The 14,832-nt window shown below is 75.6% G+C and carries 15 protein-coding genes; 10 read left to right on the top strand and 5 right to left on the bottom strand.

What is annotated here, in order from left to right:
* Positions 1–17: 17 nt before the first annotated feature.
* Positions 18–926: an SDR family NAD(P)-dependent oxidoreductase gene (locus tag B5D80_RS22205; RefSeq protein ID WP_088645853.1), complete on the bottom strand. Its 909-nt coding sequence runs from the start codon at positions 924–926 to the stop codon at positions 18–20.
* A gap of 47 nt (positions 927–973) precedes the next feature.
* Complete coding sequence (locus B5D80_RS22200) at positions 974–2,449, bottom strand: flavin-containing monooxygenase (RefSeq protein ID WP_088645852.1); 1,476 nt, start codon at positions 2,447–2,449, stop codon at positions 974–976.
* Between the two features lie 226 nt (positions 2,450–2,675).
* Here B5D80_RS22200 and B5D80_RS22195 point away from each other — a divergent pair, with 226 nt between their 5' ends.
* Complete coding sequence (locus B5D80_RS22195) at positions 2,676–3,524, top strand: pentapeptide repeat-containing protein (RefSeq protein ID WP_088645851.1); 849 nt, start codon at positions 2,676–2,678, stop codon at positions 3,522–3,524.
* A 51-nt stretch (positions 3,525–3,575) separates the two neighbouring features.
* Positions 3,576–3,827, top strand: a complete 252-nt coding sequence (locus B5D80_RS22190) for a hypothetical protein (RefSeq protein ID WP_088645850.1) — start codon at positions 3,576–3,578, stop codon at positions 3,825–3,827.
* 52 nt (positions 3,828–3,879) lie between these two features.
* Here the strand turns inward: B5D80_RS22190 and rnhA are convergent, their stop codons facing one another.
* The gene (rnhA, locus tag B5D80_RS22185; protein ID WP_211291605.1) at positions 3,880–4,344 is read right to left on the bottom strand and encodes a ribonuclease HI; all 465 of its coding nucleotides are present in this window, start codon (positions 4,342–4,344) and stop codon (positions 3,880–3,882) included.
* A gap of 113 nt (positions 4,345–4,457) precedes the next feature.
* Between rnhA and B5D80_RS22180 the strand changes: the two genes are divergently transcribed.
* Positions 4,458–5,564: a serine hydrolase domain-containing protein gene (locus B5D80_RS22180; protein ID WP_088645849.1), complete on the top strand. Its 1,107-nt coding sequence runs from the start codon at positions 4,458–4,460 to the stop codon at positions 5,562–5,564.
* Positions 5,565–5,577: 13 nt separating this feature from the next.
* On the opposite strand, the gene B5D80_RS22175 is transcribed toward B5D80_RS22180, so the two are convergent.
* On the bottom strand, positions 5,578–6,756 hold the full coding sequence (locus tag B5D80_RS22175; RefSeq protein WP_088645848.1) for a lycopene cyclase family protein: 1,179 nt from the start codon (positions 6,754–6,756) through the stop codon (positions 5,578–5,580).
* A gap of 100 nt (positions 6,757–6,856) precedes the next feature.
* On the opposite strand from B5D80_RS22175, the gene B5D80_RS34875 reads away from it, so the two are divergent.
* The 6 genes from B5D80_RS34875 to B5D80_RS22145 all read left to right on the top strand — a co-directional run bounded on the left by B5D80_RS34875 (position 6,857) and on the right by B5D80_RS22145 (position 12,739).
* Positions 6,857–7,954: a serpin family protein gene (locus B5D80_RS34875; RefSeq protein WP_088645847.1), complete on the top strand. Its 1,098-nt coding sequence runs from the start codon at positions 6,857–6,859 to the stop codon at positions 7,952–7,954.
* Between the two features lie 73 nt (positions 7,955–8,027).
* On the top strand, positions 8,028–9,098 hold the full coding sequence (locus B5D80_RS22165) for a Gfo/Idh/MocA family oxidoreductase (protein WP_088645846.1): 1,071 nt from the start codon (positions 8,028–8,030) through the stop codon (positions 9,096–9,098).
* Positions 9,099–9,171: 73 nt separating this feature from the next.
* Entirely contained in the window at positions 9,172–10,032 is an 861-nt protein-coding gene (locus tag B5D80_RS22160; RefSeq protein ID WP_088645845.1) for a class I SAM-dependent methyltransferase, read from the top strand.
* Positions 10,033–10,326: 294 nt separating this feature from the next.
* The gene (locus tag B5D80_RS22155; protein ID WP_088645844.1) at positions 10,327–10,818 is read left to right on the top strand and encodes a hypothetical protein; all 492 of its coding nucleotides are present in this window, start codon (positions 10,327–10,329) and stop codon (positions 10,816–10,818) included.
* Between the two features lie 106 nt (positions 10,819–10,924).
* On the top strand, positions 10,925–11,557 hold the full coding sequence (locus B5D80_RS22150; RefSeq protein WP_088645843.1) for a class F sortase: 633 nt from the start codon (positions 10,925–10,927) through the stop codon (positions 11,555–11,557).
* A 72-nt stretch (positions 11,558–11,629) separates the two neighbouring features.
* Positions 11,630–12,739, top strand: a complete 1,110-nt coding sequence (locus tag B5D80_RS22145) for a magnesium and cobalt transport protein CorA (protein ID WP_088645842.1) — start codon at positions 11,630–11,632, stop codon at positions 12,737–12,739.
* A gap of 12 nt (positions 12,740–12,751) precedes the next feature.
* Here B5D80_RS22145 and B5D80_RS22140 read toward each other — a convergent pair whose 3' ends face one another.
* On the bottom strand, positions 12,752–13,756 hold the full coding sequence (locus B5D80_RS22140) for a phosphotransferase family protein (RefSeq protein WP_245854863.1): 1,005 nt from the start codon (positions 13,754–13,756) through the stop codon (positions 12,752–12,754).
* A gap of 383 nt (positions 13,757–14,139) precedes the next feature.
* Here B5D80_RS22140 and B5D80_RS22135 point away from each other — a divergent pair, with 383 nt between their 5' ends.
* The gene (locus tag B5D80_RS22135) at positions 14,140–14,790 is read left to right on the top strand and encodes a C39 family peptidase (RefSeq protein WP_088645840.1); all 651 of its coding nucleotides are present in this window, start codon (positions 14,140–14,142) and stop codon (positions 14,788–14,790) included.
* Positions 14,791–14,832: the final 42 nt, after the last annotated feature.

Genomic DNA, 14,832 nt, shown 5'->3' with positions numbered 1-14,832 from the left:
TCGTGCCTGAACCCGGGTCAGGCGACCTCACCGGCGGGCAGTTCCGCCGGCACCGGGGCCGGCACCCGGGCGGCCGGCGCGGACCGCGGGCCCGGACCACCGGCGAACCGGACCCCGGCGGCGACCAGCCGGCCGTGTGATCCGGGCGCGACCCGGGCCAGCAGGTCGGGCAGCTTCGCCGACCAGCCGATCAGCACCCGGCCGCGACGACGTTCGACCCCGCGCAGGATCACCTCGGCGGCCCGTCCGGGCGGGATGGACAGCAGCCTCTCGAACTGCCGCCGCGCCACGTCGAACTCCTCGCGGGGCACCCCGCTGCCGACCCGGGCGTTGCGGGCGATGCGGGTGGCGATGCCACCGGGGTGCACCGACGTCACCCCGATGCCGTCGTCGGCCAACTCGTGCCGCAGCGCCTCGGTGAAGCCCCGCAGGGCGAACTTGCTGGCCGCGTAGGCGGCCTGGCCGGCCGGGGCGATCAGCCCGAACAGGCTGGACACGTTGACCAGGTGCGCGCCGGGTTCGGCCCGCAACGCCGGCAGCAGGGCGTGGGTGAGCTGCACCGGGGCCCGGAAGTTGATGTCGACGACCCAGTGGAACTCGTCCATGGTGACCTGGTCGAACCGGCCGCCGAGGGCCACCCCGGCATTGTTGACCAGCAACCGGATCCGGGGATGCCGGGCCATGACCTCCTCGGCGACCCGGGCGGTCGTGCACAGGTCGGCCAGGTCGACCAGGTGGGTGTCGACCCGACGCCCGGGACGGGTGGCGCGGACCGCGGCGGCCACCGCGTCGAGCCGGTCGCCGTCGCGGTCGAGCAGGACCAGGTCGCTGCCACGGCGGGCCAGCCCGTGGGCGAGGGCCTCGCCGATTCCGCTGGCGGCACCGGTGACCACGGCGGTCCCGGCCGTGAAGTCGAAGTTACGCACGCGGCCTCCTTGCTGCGGGAAAGAGACGAACTGACGGTGGGGCGGGCTCAGCCGACCGGGGTGCCGGCGGTCGCCCGGGAGAAGCGCACCCCCTCGTCGACGAGCCGACCGTGTTTCATCAGCACGACGTCGCGGGGATAGTTCTGGTACAGCCGCCACGGCGCGCGGGCACCCTGCCGGGGCAGCGTGTCCACACTGCGCAGCACGTACCCGGACCGCAGGTCGATCAGCGGCGACAGGTCGCCGTCGGCGGGCGCGACCGGGGTGACGACCTGCTGGCCGGTGGCGTCCAGGTGGCGCAGCAGCCGGCACACGTAGGTGGCGACCAGGTCGGCCTTCAACGTCCACGAGGCGTTGGTGTAGCCGATGGTCAGCGCGAAGTTCGGCACCCCGGAGAGCATCATCCCCTTGTACGCCACCGTCGCGCCGAGGTCGACGTCGACGCCGTCGACGGCGAGGGTCATCCCGCCGAGGGCGAGCAGTTGCAGCCCGGTGGCGGTGACCACGATGTCGGCGGGCAGTTCCCCGCCGGAGCCGAGCCGGACGCCGCCCGGGGTGAACGCGGCGACGGTGTCGGTGACCACCGAGGCGCGGCCGGTGGACAGCGCGTCGAACAGGTCACCGTCGGGTGCCACGCACAGCCGCTGGTCCCACGGGTCGTAGCGGGGCGAGAAGTGCCGGTCCACGTCGTACCCGGCGGGCAACCGGCCCTTCGCGGCCCGCCGCAGGAACGCCCGCACCACCCGGGGCGCGCGCCGGGCGAGCTGGTAGGTGACGGTGCCGGACAGCACGTTCTTGGCGCGTACCAGCCGGTGGGCGGCGCGGGCGGGTAGCCGGCGGCGCAGCACGTCGGCCAGCCGGTCCCGGGCCGGCAACGCGATCACGTACGTGGGGGAACGTTGGAGCATGGTGACGTGCCCGGCCCGCCGCGCCAGCGCCGGCACCAGGGTCACCGCGGTGGCCCCGCTGCCGATCACCACCACCCGCCGGCCGGTGTGGTCGAGGTCGTCGGGCCAGTGCTGCGGGTGCACCAGCCGACCCGTGAACCGCCCGACGTCCGGGAAGTCGGGGGTGTAGCCGGCGTCGTACCGGTAATAGCCGGTGCAGCAGAAGAGGAAACGGCAGGTCAGGACGACGTCCTCGGCGGTGTCGTCGCGGTGCACGTGGACCGTCCAGCGGGCGGTGGTGCTGTCCCACTCGGCGCGACGCACCCGGTGACGGAACCGGATGTGCTCCTCGACGCCGTACTCCCTGGCGGTTTCCCGGACGTAGCGCAGGATGGTGTCGCCGTCGGCGATGGCCTGCGGCGCGGTCCACGGGCGGAACGCGTAGCCGAGGGTGAACATGTCCGAGTCGGAGCGGATGCCGGGGTAGCGGAACAGGTCCCAGGTGCCGCCGACCGCGTCCCGCGCCTCGAGGACCGTATACGTCGTGTCGGGGCAGGTGCGCCGCAGGTGGCAGGCGGCACCGACACCGGACAACCCCGCGCCGACGATGAGCACGTCGACGTGGTCGGTGGGCATCGCGTCTCCCGGGTCCGAGGCGGTGACCGGACCCTATCCCACCCTCCCGGGCCGGCGGGTGCCGCCGACCCGCCCGTCCGCCCGGACCGCCCGGCCGTACCCGCCGCCCCGATCGGCGGGCGGTACCCTTCCGACCGGCGGACCGGGGCCCGGCGGACAATGGCCGGGGCGGACCGGCCCGGACGGGGCCGGCGACCACCACCGGACGAGGGAGACGACGGGCGGCATGGCGGACACCACCGGGCTGCGGGCCGACTGCGCCCGCTGCGTCGGGTTGTGCTGCGTCGCCCCGGCGTTCGCCGCCTCCGCCGACTTCGCCCGGGACAAACCCGCCGGCCGCGCCTGCCACCACCTGCGCGGCGACTCCCGCTGCGGCATCCACGACGAACTGCGCGAGCGCGGCTACCCCGGCTGCGTCGTGTTCGACTGCTTCGGCGCCGGCCAGCGGGTCAGCCAGGTCACCTTCGGTGGCCGGGACTGGCGGACCGACCCGGCCACCGCCGCCGGCATGTTCGCCGCGTTCACCGTCACCCGGCCCCTGCACGAACTGCTCTGGTACCTCACCGAGGCGCTCACCCTCACCCCCGCCGGCCCGCTGCACGACGAGCTGCGCGCCGCCCGCGACGCCACCGACGCGCTGGCCGGCGGCACGCCTCAGGAGCTGGCCACGGTCGACGTGGACGCCCACCGCGACCGGGTGAACCCGCTGCTCGCGGCGGCCAGCGAAGCGGCCCGCGCCGGCACCGGCGGGCCCGACCGGCGGGGCGCGCTGCTACTCGGCGCGGACCTGCGGGGCGTCGACCTGCGCGGGGCGAACCTGCGCGGGGCCCGGCTGCTCGGCGCGGACCTACGCGCAGCCGACCTGCGCCGGGCCGACGTCACCGGGGCCGACCTGCGCGGCGCGGACCTACGCGCAGCCGACCTGTCCGACACCCTGTTCCTGCACCAGTCCCAGCTCGAGGCGGCCCGGGGCGACCGGCGCACCGCCCTGCCCGCACGGCTGCGCCGCCCCGCCCACTGGACAACGGTGGTGCCGCCCACCCCGGCCCGCCGGCCGCGCCGCTCCCGCCGCTGACGGCCCCCGCGGGTGGGTTTGCCGGGCGGTAGGGCGGGCAGGTAGGTCGGCATGACGGAACAACCACGCACCGACCGGGCCGACACCGACGAGCCGGACGGCGTGCCGGCGTACGAGGCGTCGCTGCGCCCGCCGGGCGAGTCGCTGGGCGACGGCGGGGACACCGGCGACGACTTCGCCGACCTGCCCGCCGAGGAGCACCGGTCGGCCCGGGAGACCAGCCGCGCCGGCTACGACGTGGCCGCCGTCTCCGGCGCGGGCGACCCCGCCGAGGAGGAGGCCGCCCACCCGCCCACCGAGTAGCACGCCGCCACCGGCCCCGGCGCGGTCGCGGCGGCGCGCGGGGGCCCGGGGCTCAGCGGGAGACGCCCACCGCCGCCCGCGCCTGCGTCATCCCCCGGTTGGCCAGCGCGTCGGCGCGCTCGTTCTCCGGGTGACCGCTGTGCCCCTTCACCCAGTGCCAGCTCACCTCGTGCCGGGCGCAGGCCGCCTCCAGCCGCTGCCACAGGTCGGCGTTCTTCACCGGCTGCTTCGCCGCGGTACGCCACCCGTTGCGCTTCCACGACGCCAGCCAGCCGGTGATGCCGTTGCGCACGTACGTGCTGTCGGTGTGCAGCCGAACCGTGGCCGGCCGGGTCAGCGCCTCCAACGCCTCGATCGCCGCGGTCAGCTCCATCCGGTTGTTGGTGGTCGGGGTGGCCTCGCCACCGCACAACTCCCGCTCGTGCCCGCCGTACCGCAGCAGCACACCCCAACCCCCCGGCCCCGGGTTGCCACTGCACGCCCCGTCGGTCCAGATCTCCACGACCCCGTCCACCATGCCGCCGAACCTACCGGCACCCCACCGGACCCCGCCGCAGGGACACGGACGGCCCCGGCACCGGCCGGAAAACGGGCGGCGACCCCGGACCGGCTCTGGCAGAGTCGGCGACCGTGACCGACGACGGGGACGCCCTACGGGCCGAGGTACACCGGACGATCCACGCGCTCGTCGACTCCGGCCGGGAGGCGGGCGTGCAGGTGGCGGCCTACCGGCACGGCCGGCTGATCGTCGACGAGACCGCCGGGACCGCCGACACCGCCACCGGCCGGCCGCTGACCGCCGACACCCCGATCTTCAGCGTCTCCACCGGCAAGGGCCTGACCAGCAGCGTCGTGCACGTCCTGGCCGAAGCGGGCCGACTCGACTACGACCTGCGCGTCGCCGACGTCTGGCCGGAGTTCGCCAGGCACGGCAAACACACCGTCACCCTGCGGCACGCGCTCACCCACACCGCCGGGGTACCGGACCTCCCCGCCGACGTCACCCCGGCCGACTTCACCGACTGGGACCGGATGTGCGCCCTGGTCGCCGACGCGGTGCCCCGCTGGGCACCCGGCGAACGCATCGCCTACCACGCGTGGACGTACGGCTGGCTGGTCGGCGAGGTGGTCCGCCGGGCCACCGGCCGGACGGTCTCCACCGTCCTCGCCGAGGACATCGCCGCCCCGTTGGGCGTCACCGGGGAACTGTTCCTCGGGGTGCCCGACGCCGACCTGCCCCGGCTGGCCACCCTGGAGGACAACGGCCTGGCCGACCTGATGACGTTCGCCTCCGCCCACCTGCCGCACTTCGACGCCGTCGCCCCACCGGCCGTCCGCCCCGACGCCACCATCGGCAGCCGACCCGACGTGCTGCGCGCCGACGTGCCCGCCGTGGGCACCCTCACCGCCCGCGCCGCCGCCCGGCTCTACGCCGCGCTCATCGGCGACGTCGACGGGGTACGCCTGATCTCCGCCGACCGGCTGCGCCAGGTCGGCGCCGTCGCCGTCCGGGGCGTCGAATGGGTGTTCGGGCAGGAGACGGCGTTCGGCCTCGGCTACGCCGTCGACGACGACGGCTCGTTCGGCACCTCCGGCAGCGGCGGCAGCCTCGCCTACGCGTACCCGGAGCTGGGCCTGTCGGTCGCAGCGACCCGCAACCGGCTCGGCGCGAACGACGGCGACCCGATGGAGGGCCTGCGGACCCTGATCCGCGACACGGTCCGCGCCGCCCGCTGACCGACGCCGGCGCTCAGCGCCGGGTCAACCGGGCGCGCAGCCGGCCCACCGCGTCACCCACCACCGCCGAGGTCATCGGCAGCAGCGGACTCGACCGCATCAGGGCCACGTCCTCCGCCGGGCCGGTCGCCCCGTCGAGGAACCGCAGCACCCGCGACGCCGGGTTCCGGTCGAACAACCTGTCGAAGAACTCCGGCCCGGCCACCGCCCCGGAATCCCAGGCCCGCAACGCCACCGCGTCCATCCACCGGTGCCGCCCCGGGTACGCCGCCCGGGGCACCGGCGGCCGGCCGGCGGCGAGCGCTGCGGCGACCTGCCCGGCCTGCCGGTGCATCGCCGAGAAGGTGAACCCGGTCGACGGACGGGTCGCCCCACCGGCGGTGCCCAGGCGCACCACCCGGGGCGACGGTCGACCGTCGAACGGGGCGTCGGTCATCGGGATCACCCCGTCCTCCACCTCCCGCACCGTCAACCCGGCCAGGTCCAGCCCGAGCAGCCCCGCGTAGCCGCGCAGGCCCGCGTCGTAGCCCGCGTCGGTCAGCACCGCCGGGGAGAACTCGGTGTACTCGACCAGCGCGTACCGGTCGCTGACCGGCAGCACGTAACCGAACGACACCCCCCGGGCCGGCTGCGGGGTGCGGAAATCCATCAGCACCGCCCGCCCCGGATCGAACACCGGCGTCGACGACTCCAACCACCAGCCCCGGAAGTGCTGCAACCAGGCCGTCCGGCCGGGCCGGCGGGGCGGGCGCGGACGCGAGTCGAGCACCCAACCGGCGCGCAGCACCGCCCGACCGTCGGTGTCACGCACCGTCACCGCCGTGCCGTCGTCGTCGAGCGCGCCCACCGCCACGTCGTACCGGGTCGCACCGAGCCGCCGCTCCGCCTCGGCGGCCCGCGCGTAGACCGGGGCGGAGCGCAGCATCGCGTACCGCAGCGGGGCCAGCTCCAGCACCCGGCTGGCCGCCGGGGTGGTCACCTCCACCCGCGACCAGCTGGCGCTGAGCATCGGCTCCAGATCACCGCCGGGGGCACCCCAGAACGCCCAGGTGCGGTCCTGGCCGCGCTTGCGCACCGGGTCCACCACGGCGACCCGCAACCCCGGCAGTTCGTGCCGGGCCAGCGCGGCGAGCACCAGCGAACCGGCCCCGCCACCACCGACGACGGCCAGGTCGACCTCGCGCACACCCACCCGGCCACGCTGTCACACCACCGCCGGCCGGCCGCACCGGCCCCACCCGCACCGTGCCGGGCGGACACCCGGCGGGGTCGGCCCGGTAGCCTGCCGCCCCATGAGCCCGCCCGCCAACACCCTCACCGCCCGCTGGGCGGCCCACCTGGACGACCGGCAGACCGTCCTGTCCGGCGCCGGGGTGTACCCGATGCTCGCCCTGCTCGCCCGGTACGCCACCGGCCCGGCCCGCACCGAACTGCACGCCGTCGCCCCCACCGCGGCCACCCCGGTCGACTCCCCCACCACCCGCCTCGCGGCGGGATTCTGGTCCCGCGCCGGGCTGCCCCTGGGCCGCCGCTGGCTGACCGAGGTGGACGCACCGACCCGCGGCGAGCTGACCGGCGACCCGACCGTCGACCAGCCGCGCCTCGACCGGTGGGCGCACGACCACACCGACGGCCTGATCACCCGGATGCCCGTCCCGGTGGGGCCCGGCACCGCGCTGGTGCTGGCCACCGCGCTGAGCGTGCTCGTCGACTGGGCCACCCCGTTCCACCCCGCCCCCTACCGGCCGGCGACCGGCCCGTGGCAGGGCCGCACCCTGGCCGGCCTGCACCGGGGCGGCGGCGACCCGACGGCGCTGCGGGTCGCCGACACCCCCGCCGGCCCGGTCAGCCTGCTCACCGTCGCCGGGAACGCCGACGTCGACGTGCTGCTCGCCCTCGGCCCGGACGGGCAACCCGCCGCCCGGGTGCTCCCGGCCGCCATCGGGGCGCTCGACCACCCCGCGACCCTGCCTGCACCGGCCGGACCGGGCGTCACCGAGGACACCGTCGACGGACACGACGACCGGCCGGAACTGCTGGTGCGCACCGTCGGGTTCACCGTGACCGGCGAACACGACCTGCTCGACCACGCCGACCTGTTCGGCCTCGCCACCGCCGCCCGCGACGGCGACCACTTCCCCGACATCAGCCCCCGGCTGTCGGTCTCCGACGCCCGACAGAGCGCCCGCGCCGAGTTCACCGCCACCGGCCTGCGGGCCGCCGCCGTCACCGCCCTGGCCATGCGGGCCGGCGGCGCGGCACCCCGCGCCACCGTCCGGCGGCGACGGGTACGCCTCGACGTCGACCGGCCGTTCGGCTTCCTCGCCGTACACCGCCCCACCGGCCTGGTGCTGGTCGCCGGCTGGGTGACCGACCCGACGCCGGCCTGACACCGGCCCCGCACCGACCGGCGCGTAGGTTCGGTGGGACCGGACGACCGGCGGCGACGATCGGGGAACCAGCATGACGGACCGCACGCGGCACCCCCTGCGGGTCGGGCTGCTCGGCTACGGCGTCGCCGGCCGGGTGTTCCACGCCCCGCTGATCGCCGCCACCGGCGGGCTACGGCTGGCCGCCGTCGTCACCGCCGACCCGCAGCGCCGGCAGCAGGTGGCCGACGAGCACCCCGACGCCCGGGTCGTCGACGACGCCGGGGCGTTGTGGGCCGCCCCGGACGCCCTCGACCTGGTGGTGGTGGCCACCCCGAACAGCTCCCACGTCACCCACGCCCGGGCGGCGCTCGCCGCCGGGCTGCCCGTGGTGGTGGACAAGCCGCTCGCCGCCACCGCCGCCGACGCCCGCGCGCTGGTCGACGAGGCGGACCGCCGGGGCGTTGCGCTGACCGTGTTCCAGAACCGCCGGTGGGACGGCGACTTCCGCACCGTACGGCGGCTGGTCGAGGGCGGCGCGCTCGGTCGGGTGACCCGGTTCGAGTCCCGGTTCGAACGCTGGCGGCCGCAGATCAGGGCCGGCTGGCGGGAGGGCGGCAGCCCCGCCGACGCCGGTGGTGTCCTCTACGACCTCGGCGCGCACCTCGTCGACCAGGCCGTGCAACTCTTCGGGCCGGTCGACACCGTCTACGCCGAGGTGGACCGGCGTCGCCCCGGCGCGCAGGTCGACGACGACGCGTTCGTGGCGCTCACCCACGTCGGCGGGGTCCGCTCCCACCTGTGGATGAGCGCGGTCACCGCCCAGCTCGGCCCCCGACTGCGGGTGCTCGGCGACCGCGCCGGATACACCTGCCACGGCCTCGACGGACAGGAGGACGCGCTGCGGCGCGGCGGCCGGCCCGACACCCCGGGCTGGGGCGAGGTCACCCCCGACCGGTACGGCCTGCTCGGCGCGGGCGACGACCTCCGCCCGGTGCCCACCGAACCGGGCCGCTACCAGGACTTCTACGCCCAGGTCGAGGCGGCGTTACGCGGCGACGGACCGCTGCCGGTGGACCCCCGCGACGCGGTACGCACGGTGGAGCTGATCGAGCTGGCACACCGCAGCGCCGCCGAGCGGACCGTGCTGCCCGTCCCCGCCTGACCTGTGCCTGCCGGTACGGCGGGGACCAGGAATTGCCGTTGAGCCGACCTGCCGCGTCTGCCACCGTCAGCCGGTGACCGACGACGACGAGCCGGGCCGGCAGCCGCCCGGCACCGACTACCGCACCCTCAACCGGGCCAGTTGGGACGACCGGGCCGCCGCCCACGCCGCCTCCCCGGACTACGCCGTGGACCGGTTCGCCGCCGACCCGGCCCACCTCAGCGAGGTGGTCCGGTTCGACCTGCCCCGTCTCGGTGACGTGGCCGGGCTGCGCGGCGTGCACCTGCAGTGCCACATCGGCACCGACACCGTGTCGCTGCACCGGCTCGGCGCGCGGATGACCGGCCTGGACTTCTCCGGCGCGTCGCTGGCCGAGGCGCGGTCGCTGGCCGGGCGCACCGGCGCGGCCGTCGACTTCGTCCAGGCCGACGTCTACGACGCGCCCGACGTGCTCGGCGTCGGCGGTTTCGACCTGGTCTACACCGGGGTCGGCGCGTTGTGCTGGCTGCCGGACATCCGCCGCTGGGCGGGCGTGGTCGCCGCCCTGCTGCGTCCGGGCGGGCGGCTGTTCCTGCGCGAGGGGCACCCGATGTTGTGGGCCCTGGACGAGACCCGCCCGGACGGGGTGCTGGCGGTCGAGCACCCGTACTTCGAGCGTGCCGAACCGTTGGTGTGGGACGAGGGCGGCACCTACGTGCGCACCGAGGCCACCTTCACCCACAACACCACCCACGAGTGGAACCACGGGCTCGGCGAGGTGGTCACCGCGCTGCTCGACTCCGGGTTGGAGTTGACCATGCTGCACGAGCACGACAGCGCCCCCTGGGACGCGCTGCCGGGGCGGCAGACCCGCGACGCGTACGGCGAGTGGCGGCTGACCGAACGCCCGTGGCGGCTCCCCCAGACCTACACCCTCCAGGCCCGCCGCCGCTGATCCCGGCGCACAGGTCGGCGGGTTCGTCGGCCTGTGCGCCTGGCGTGCGGGTCACCACCCCTAGGGCATCCTAGGAGGCTGGGTTGTGAGCTGGGCACGGCTGTCCGCGGTGTCCCGGCAATTCCGCCGCTCTCCGGCGGACGGGAAAACACGTGACGGCAACGAAGATTTCTCATTTACCCCGGTAGGAGGGCCCATCCCTCCTAGTGTTGGGCACACCGGTGCTAGTTACGGAGTTGGCCACCCGAACGACGTCCCATGCAGACAGCGGACGAAAAGTGAGGGAAGACGCGTATGAAGGCACAGAAGGTTCTCGTATCGACGGCGCTCGGCGTGGGACTCGGCACGCTCCTGCTCCCGACCGCCGCACTCGCGGACACCACGGTGTCGCCGGCCACCACGCCGGTCGGCGGGACGGTCGTGCTCACCGCGACGACCTGCAACCCGAAGGCGGGTGACGTGATCTTCCACGTCACCGGACCGGACCGGGACCAGAACGTCCGCTCCACCACCGCCGCCGCGGGCGGCGGACTGAGCGCCGAACTCTTCACCGCCGGATTCACCCTCGGCAGCTACACCGTGGCCGCCACCTGCGGCGACGGCAGCTCCGCCGGCAGCGCCACCTTCACCGTCACGCCGATCGGCGCGGCACCCGCCGGAGCCGGCGGCGGCACCGGCAACACCGGCCTGCTGGCCGCCGGAGGTGCCCTCGCCGGGGCCGCCGCGCTCGGCACCACCGTGCTGCTGCGCCGCCGACGCCGGGCCGCGGCGGGCACCGTCGCCTGACGAGACGGCGTCGGTCGACGACGCGCCACACCATCCCTGGGGACGGGTGCCCGCACCGGACCGGTACGGGCACCCCGACCACATCGGACGTCGGGGAGGACGGGCGATGGGCGTACGCGAGTGGGCGGGCCGGACCCGCGCCGCCGTCACCGCGGTCACGGTCAGCGGCACCGCCGGGATCGCCCTGATCGCCGCCGGACTGACCCTCGGACCGGTCGGACCACCCCAGCCGAGCATCGACGTCAGCGGCGGCAACACCAGCCGCTCCCCGGTCCCGGCGCTGCCCCGCTCCACCCCGGTCCGCATCGACATCCCGGCCATCGGCGTGCACGCCGACCTGGTGCCGGTGGCCGGCGACCCGAACGGCACCCTCGAGGTGCCGCCGCTGGACCGGCCCACCGTCGCCGGCTGGTACCGGCCCGGGGCCAGCCCCGGTGAGGCGGGCAACGCCGTCGTCGTCGGGCACGTCGACACCCGCGACGGGCCGGCCGTCTTCTTCGACCTCGGGCGGCTGCGCCCCGGGGACACCGTCCGGGTCACCCGCGCCGACGGGCGGGTGGTGCGGTTCGCGGTCGACGGGGTCGGGGCGTACCCGAAGCGGAACTTCCCCACCGCGCTGGTCTACGGGCCGGGCGGACCGGGACCGACGCTGCGCCTGGTCACCTGTGGAGGACGGTTCGACGAACGGTCCCGCGACTACTCCGACAACGTCGTCGTGCGGGCCACCGCCGTCGGCTGACCCGCCCCGCCCGGTGTTCGCGCCGACCCACTACGGTGGGCCGGCGGACGGGCGGCGAGGCGGAGGTACCCGGTGGAGCGGCGAGCCCTGACGACCCTGCTCGGACCCCGGCTCGGCACCCTGGTCGGCCGGCTGCGCCGACGTCCCGGGGACGCCCCCGGCCGCCCGGCCCGCCGGTCCAACCCGGACGCCGTGGTCGACTGCGCGGTCTACGTCAACGGCCGCCGGGAGGCCGGCCGGCCGCACTACGCCGACGCGTACGCCCGCACCCGGCACGGCCGCAACGCCTTCGTCTGGCTGGGCCTGCACGACCCGGGCGCGGCGGTGCTCGCCGCCGTCGGGCAGGTCTTCGGCCTCGACGAGCTGACCGTGGCGCAGGCGCTCGCCGACGGGCACCGCCCCACCGTGCAGCGGCACGGCCCGGTCACCCTGCTGGTGCTGCGCACCGCCGCCTACGTCGCCCAGGGCGAGCTGACCGCGACCTCCGACGTGGTGGACACCGGCGACGTGATGGTGCTGCTGGGCGACCGGTTCGTGGTCACCGTCCGGCACGGCGCGTCAGGTGCCCTCGCGCCGGTCCGCCGCGAGATCGAGGGCCGCCCGTCGCTGCTCGCCGAGGGCCCGTGGGCGGTGGCGTACGCGGTGACCGCCCGGATGGTCGACCTCTACCTGGAGGTCGCCGCCCACCTCGAACGGGACCTGGAACGCGTCGAGGAGACCGTCTTCGCCCCCGACCACGCCGCCGACATCCAGCAGATCTACCAGCTCAAACGGGAGCTGGTCGAGTTCAAGCGGGCGGTCCTGCCGCTCCAGGAGCCGCTGCGTGCCCTGGTCGCCGGCCCCGACGGCGGCCCGCCGGCGGGTCTGCGCCGCTGGTACGTCGACGTGGAGGGCCGGCTCACCCGGGCGGTCGACCGGATCACCGCCTACGACGAGCTGCTCAACTCGCTCCTGCAGTCCCGGCTGGCCCAGCTCGCCGTCGACCAGAACAACGACATGCGCAAGATCGCGGCGTGGGCGGCGATCGCCGCCACCCAGACGGCGGTCGCCGGGGTCTACGGGATGAACTTCGCCCGGATGCCCGAACTGTCCTGGCGGTACGGCTACCCGGCCGCGCTGGCGCTGATGGCGACCGCGGCGTTCACCCTGCACCGGCTGTTCCGCCGCTCCGGCTGGCTCTGACCCACCACCCGGTCAGGGCCCGTCCAGGGCGGACAGCTCCTCGTCGAGCAGCCGCGCCAGGATCCGGAACCGGTCGGGTTCGGTGTCCACGGTGATCCCCCGGCTGGGCGCCTCCACCGTCATCAGCAGGTAGAGGTAGAGCCGGTAGAGGCCGAGCCGGCGGCGTACCCCCGGCTCGTCCAGCGCCACCCGCGCCCCGGCCGTGCGGTAGCCGCGCAGGAACGGGTCGTCGGGGGTGTCCTCGGCGCGGCGGAACAGCAGCGGCGACACCAGGTCCAGCAGCGGGTCGCCGTACAGGAAACGCTCACCGTCGACCAGCCCGCCGAGCCGGTGCCCGCCGTCCTGGCCCGGCACGGCGAGGACGTTGCCCGCCCAGCCGTCGAAGTGCAGCAGCGCCGGACGGCGCACCACGTCCAGCACCCCGGCGTGCCTGGCGACCAGGGCCCGCAGCCGGTCGGCCGGCAGCGGCAGCGGCGCCGCCCAGTCCGCCGCGTCGGCGAGCAGGTCGTCCACCATCGCGGTGTACGCCGACCGCCAGGTCGGGCCGGCGGCCCGACCGCCGTCGTAGCCGTACCGGTCGCCGGTCACCCGGTGCAGGGCGGCGAACGCCGTGCCCAACCCCGTCCAGACCTCGTCGACCGGCACGCCGTCGGCGACGAGGGTGTACAGCATCCGCCCGGGGAGGTGGCCGGTGAGCAGCCAGTCCCCGAGGGTCGGGTCACTGCCGTGGTGCAGCAGCGATGGCACGGGCACGGTCGGCGCATGCGCCGCCACCAGCCGCAGGTAGCGTGCCTCGGCGGCGATCAGGTCGCGTTCGTAGCGCAGCAGCGGCACCGACGGGGGCGGCCCCACCTTGAGCACCACGGCACGCCCGTCGTCGAGCCGTACCCACCAGACGGCGGCGAATCCACCACCGTGCAGCGGCCCGCAGTCGGTGACCCGCACGGCGGGCCCGAGGGAGGCCGCGACGTACCGGCGGACCTGGTCGGTGTCGAGGAGGCGCTGGGTGGGGCTCACCGGTGCCGCCGGCTGTCCCGCTGTGCGACGTTCATGACCGCCCAGGCTAGCGGCCTCCCTCCGGGGCGGGAACGGGCGTTCATCCCGCAGACCGCCGTCCGCGCGGAATGTCGGGTTCGTGGGCCGGTGCCGGCGTGGCCGGGGCCACCCCCACGGCGGAATCATCGCCGGGGCCGGGGCGTTGTACCTGGCATACCACCGCCGCTCCCCGCGGGGAGCAGGCCCCGGAACCCCGACCACGGAATGTGGTCGCCACCGGGTTGGTTACACCTCCCCCGGACGCCCGAGCAGGTCCCCCCGACCGCCGCGCGCTCCCCTCCTGACTTCCGCGACGCCCTCTCCCCCGGGCGTCCACCGCACCCCCGACGCAGAGGAGCCTCCCCATGCGTACCGACATCCTGCGCAAGACCGCCCTGACCGTCGCCGGCCTGGCCGCCACCGCCGGTGGCGTCGCCGGCCCCGCGATCGCCGCCCACGCCGCCGGGACCACCCGCCCGGCCGCCGTTCAGGCCGACCGCAAGCCGGCCGGCGAACGCGAGCTGAAGGTCGACTACGAGGCGCAGCCCAACTTCTACTACTGCGGCCCGGCCGCCGCCCGCAACGCGCTGAGCGTGCAGGGCAAGAACATCGACGTGGACACCATGGCCAAGCACATGCGCACCACCGAGGACGGCACCGACAGCATCAACGACATCACCCCGGTGCTCAACCGGGAGACCGGCCGCGACGCCTACCACAGCACCGAGATCCGCAGCAGCAGGGCCGACGACAAGCAGACCGACACGCTGCGCGCCGACATCGTCCGTGCCATCGACGACGGCCGCGCCGTGGTCGCCAACATCGCCGGCACCACCACCGACACCGACGGCGGCACCCACTCCTTCGAGGGCGGCCACTACATCAGCGTCACCGGCTACCACGACGACGGCAGGACCGTCACCATCGCCGACTCCGCCAACCCGGACACCGCCTCCTACCGCATCACCGTCGACAACCTCGGCGACTGGATCGCCAGCCGCGGCTACGCCTCCTGACCGCCGCACCCGGACGGGCCGACCACAGGTCGGCCCGTCCGG

Source organism: Micromonospora wenchangensis, assembly GCF_002210435.1.
GTDB lineage: Bacteria > Actinomycetota > Actinomycetes > Mycobacteriales > Micromonosporaceae > Micromonospora > Micromonospora wenchangensis.
Note: the sequence above shows the minus strand (reverse complement) of the source record. Positions and strands in the feature narration are given on the sequence as shown.